Here is a 4530-nt window from a genome sequence, read left to right as displayed (position 1 = left end):
AAAGCTGTCCAGCACGAGTTTCCTTTGCGTTCACACCCTCATTCTGAGGTGCAAAGCCGTGCTGGACAGCTTTTTCGTAAACCGCAACATCTCAGTCTTACCTCAATACCGGTGTATTTATCGCTGGTCTGTTCAACTCCGGTGCGGATGTCCAGATTCTGGATTGGAAAAACCCCACCTTGAGGGTCGAAAAAGCCAGTATTCAACTAGAGACTGACGATCAGCGTGTGGTCAAGGACCTGTACACCAGTACATTCAACGGAGATATAGCTTTCAGGGGGGATGGCATTGCCTGGGGTGTGACGTTAGAGCCAAGCGCCGGAAAAGGCCTTGCGTTTACGGGTCCGTTCCAGAAAGGCGGCGTGTATGCCCTGTTAACACCGAAGCTGACGTATTGGACCTCGCCAGGGTCAGCGAGCGGTTTACAGGATGGATATGTCATTTTGAGCACCGACGTCAGCCAAGCCCAGAAAGGCCAGGTCGCTTTTCAGAAGAATGACGACAAGCAGCCAGTCAAGTTCTACTCCAGCGTCCGGGATTTTCAAGCCGCCCTCGATCCTTATCGTACGATCGCCACTGCTCCAGTCGCTCACTGGGACGCTGCTCATCCTGCCCCAGCGCTGATTCTGAAACTCTCCGGGCACTTCGGGCTGGACGCCTACACGGTGGTCTCGCCCGCCTCCATCAAAGCCAACTGAAGCCCAACGAAAAGAGGAGCCACCCACTTGGGACGGCTCCTCTTTTACTGCTGCGCTCAGCTTCCCGGTGCGTAGCCACCGTCAGTGCGCGGTGCACGGACTTCGGCGGGGCGGGGTTCCTGGCTCAGCTGTGCCCGGCGTGCCCAGTCCTTCTCGGCGCGCTTGCGCTCGAACAGGTAAAAGGCGGCAGGCACCACGAAGAAGGTCATGATGGCCGAGACGCTGACTCCGCCCAGCACCACCAGCGAGATGCTCTTGCCGTACTCCGAGCCGCTGCCCTGGTTGAGCAGCAGCGGCAGGCTCACCACCATCACCGTGATGGTCGTCATGACGATGGGCCGGAATCTCAGGCGGCTGGCTTCGATCAAGGCATCGCGGAAGGGCCGCTCCTGCATCTGTTCCACCACGAATTCCAGGTAGATGATGGCGTTCTTGGCCGACAGCCCGATGAGCAGCAGGAAACCCAGCACACCGAAGATGTCGAGGCTGCTGCCGCTCAGGAAAATCAGCCACAGCGCTCCCGCCACTGCGAATGGCACCGGCAGCAGCAGGTAGAAGGGATAGCGAAATGAGTTAAACTGTGATCCCATCACCAGGTACACCAGCAGCAAGGATAAGCCGAACGCCTGCACACCCAGGCTGCCGAGCTGGTTGCCCAGCGCCGCGCCGCCGTTGCGGTCCGCCGCGCCCACCGACACCAGATTGTCGAGCACACCCGCTTTGGTCAGGTCGTCTTGCAACTTGGTGGTGAGCTGGTTGGTGCTGAGGGTCGTCTCGGTGGTGGGCTGGTAACTGATGGAGAGGCTGTAAATCCGGTTGTCGCGCCGGATCTGGTTGGGTGCGACTCCCTGCACCACACTGCCGAGCTGTCCCACCGAGAGGTTACTCTTGAGCGCCGAGGAGTAGACCGGCAGTGACAGCAGGCTCTGCTCGTCGGTAAGCCGGGCCGGATTGATCTCCACCCGGATCGGGTAGGTGACGCCCCCCACCTCGATGCTGCCCGCGCTGTCGCCCGAAGCGTAGTCGCTGAGGGTGCTGGCCACCGAGCTGGCACTCAAACCGGTGCCGGAGAGCAGGTTCTGATTGGGCACGAAGCGGTTTTCCAGCGAGGTGTTGTCGGCGCTGCTGCTCACACTCAGCACGTTGGGGTCAGCCTCCAGGGTCGTGACGGCCAGTGCGGCGCGGGTGCTCAGGGTATCGAGGTTCGACGACACCAGGGTCAGGCTCTGCTGGGTACCCTGGCCCCGGAAACCACCCTGGCTGAAGATGCGGGCGCGGACATCCGGCTGGTCGGTATAGAGGCTTTGCAGGCCCTGCTGGTACTGCGCGGTCAGCACCTTGATGCTGGGGCGCTCCTCGATGGGCTTGAGGGTGATGTTGACGCTGGCTCCGCTCCCCGACGCCGAGGACTGCACCGTCTGCACGTCCTCCTGGCTCAGGAAGTACGTTTCCATGCGGCCCAGCAGCTGATTGGCCGTCGCCAGCGAGAGGTCGCTCGGCAATCTCAGGTTGGCGTTGAGGGTGCCGGAGTCGGTGGCGGGCGTGAAGGTGAAGTTGAGTTTCGGCACGGCGACGACGACGGTGGCCGCCAGAAATCCCAGCGAGAACAGCAGCACCAGCGGGCTGAAATGCAGTGCCTCGTCGAGCGTGCGCACGTAGGCATTGCGGACGATGCCCAGGAGGCCGTTGGTCCAGCCGCTGAGGGTGGTGGTCAGGGCCTCCAGCAGAGCCAGCGCGATGCCCCACAGGTAAGCGGCCAGGCCCAGCACGATGGGCAGCAGGATCACGCCCGCCAGATACAGCGGCTTATGGGTCGTGGTCCAGATGCCCGCCAGCGCCAAGATGACCAGGCCCCAGAACCAGTAGGTGCGCACCGAGCGCAGTCCCCAGCTCAAGGCCCCCGACAACTTCAGGAAGCTGCGCCCGGCGTCTTTCCAGCCCAGCGGCTGGGCGTCGGGGGTGTAGGCCATCCGCACCGTCAGAAACAGCAGGGCCTCGAGCCACGACAAGAACACCGCTGCCGCCAGCCCCAGCGCGAATTGCTGGAGGTACGAGCCGATGATGCCGCCCAGAAAGCTGACCGGCACCAGCACGGCCAGCAGCGAGAGCGAGGCCGCCGTCACGGCGCTGAACACCTCGGAGGCTCCCTTGAGCACCGCTTGGGTGCGGTCGTAGCCCAACGCCCGGTAGCGCTCCACGTTTTCGGCCACCACGATGGAGTCGTCCACCACGATACCGATGGCCACGATCAACGCCAGCAGTGACACCTGATTGAAGGTAAAGCCCATCAGCTTGTAGAGAATCGGCGCGGCGGCCAGCGAGATGGGAATCGCCGCAATCACCGTGAAGGCCGTGTTGAGCCGCCCCAGAAACAGCATGGTGACGACGGCGACCACCAGTGCGGTGAGGTACAGCTCATGCTGGGTGGAGGCGATCGAGGTGCGGATCGGGGTGGTGGTGTCGTTGCTGAAGGTGATCTTGTAGCCGCTGGGCAACTTGGTGCCGGTCAGCAGCGCCTTGGCGTTGTCCACCACGCTGACGGCATTGCTGCCCGCCGTCTGCTGAATCGATACCAGCACCACCGGCAGGCCGTTGACGCGGGTGTAGCTGTCGGTGGCGGCGCTGTTGCGCACGTCGGCCACGTCCGATACCTGAATGTCGCGCGCGGCGTCCACCTTGACGCCGGCCACGTCGGCCACGCTGGTCAGCAAGCTGTTGGTGGTGTAGGTTAGCGAGGTGTTGTTCTGGGTGATGGTACCGATCGACGAGTTGACGCTGCTCGACGTGATGGCGCTGCTGACCTGCGCGGGCGTCAGGCCGAAGCTGGCGAGTTTGTCGGGGTTGAGTAGCACCTGAATCTGGCGGGTCGAGCCGCCTGCCACAGTCACGTTGGCGACCCCGTCGACGAGTTGCAGCGCAGGAAGAATCACGTTGTTGGTGTAGTCGTAGACGTTGTCGAGGCTGTCTTTGCCGCCGGAGATCCCGAACTCCAGAATGGACCCGGCATTGGGGTTGAAGGTCCGCACGCTGGGTGGATCGACGCCGCTGGGCAGCCGCCGGGTGGCGCCGGCCACCAGTGAGGCCACCTGATTGGCGGCTGCGTTCTGGTCGGTGCCGTCGGCAAATTGAAGGGTGACGCGGCTGCTTCCGGTGCTGCTGGTACTCGACACGCTGGTCGCGCCGATGACCTGCGCCACTGCGCTCTCCACGACCTGGGTGACCTGCTTGTCGACCGCCACCGGACTGGCTCCCGGATACGAGGTGCTGATGTTGACCACCGGAATGTTGATGGTGGGGAGCAGATCGACGCCCAGCGACCGCAGCGAGAAGAAGCCGAACACCACGATGCCGATGAAGATGCCGATGGAAAATACATAGCGCGACACTGAGAAATTGACCAGGGGGTTGATGCGCCCGAAGAACTCCTTTTGCCGCTCACGACCGGATCTGGCGGCTGGAATGGACGGCTCGCCTGGCTTGTTCATCCCCTTGTCCTCCCCGCTCATGGTCCACCCGGGGGGCCGCCGAAGCCGCCCGGAGCGCCCTGGCCCCCGCCGAACGCCGCATCGGTGCTCACGCTCGCGCCGTCGATGAGTCCAGCGGGCGGCTGGGTGATGACCTGTGACCCCGCTTTCAGCCCGCTGACCACGGCGGTGTCACCCGTCTGGCCGATCACCGTCACGTTCTGAATCTTGGCCTTGCCGCCCGTAACCACATACACCGAGGTCGTGGTGTTGTCGATTTGCAGGGCGGTGGTGGGCACCAGCGTGCCCTTGCCCACCGTGGAGATGTACTGCACCGTGCCCACTGCGCCGAGCGGGGGCAACTTCTC

The 4530-nt window shown here is 63.2% G+C and carries 2 protein-coding genes and 1 pseudogene; 1 reads left to right on the top strand and 2 read right to left on the bottom strand.

Annotation, left to right across the window (positions count from 1 at the left end; all coding sequences use genetic code 11):
- Window positions 1-227 precede the first annotated feature (227 nt).
- The gene (locus GUI70_RS22210; protein WP_161884456.1) at window positions 228-698 is read left to right on the top strand and encodes a hypothetical protein; all 471 of its coding nucleotides are present in this window, start codon (window positions 228-230) and stop codon (window positions 696-698) included.
- Window positions 699-754: 56 nt separating this feature from the next.
- Here the strand turns inward: GUI70_RS22210 and GUI70_RS22205 are convergent, their stop codons facing one another.
- Window positions 755-4183 (bottom strand): efflux RND transporter permease subunit, encoded by a 3429-nt coding sequence (locus tag GUI70_RS22205; RefSeq protein ID WP_161884457.1) that lies wholly within the window; start codon window positions 4181-4183, stop codon window positions 755-757.
- 17 nt (window positions 4184-4200) lie between these two features.
- Window positions 4201-4530, bottom strand: a pseudogene (locus tag GUI70_RS22200) (secretion protein HlyD); the annotation flags it as partial.

It is taken from the genome of Deinococcus alpinitundrae, from assembly GCF_009982895.1.
In the GTDB taxonomy this organism is placed as follows: domain Bacteria; phylum Deinococcota; class Deinococci; order Deinococcales; family Deinococcaceae; genus Deinococcus; species Deinococcus alpinitundrae.
Note: the sequence above shows the minus strand (reverse complement) of the source record. Positions and strands in the feature narration are given on the sequence as shown.

What these genes read in the sequence shown, in the direction of transcription:
- GUI70_RS22205 (WP_161884457.1), bottom strand. Translation starts at nt 4,183, where the DNA reads ATGAACAAGCCAGGCGAGCCGTCCATTCCAGCCGCCAGATCCGGTCGT.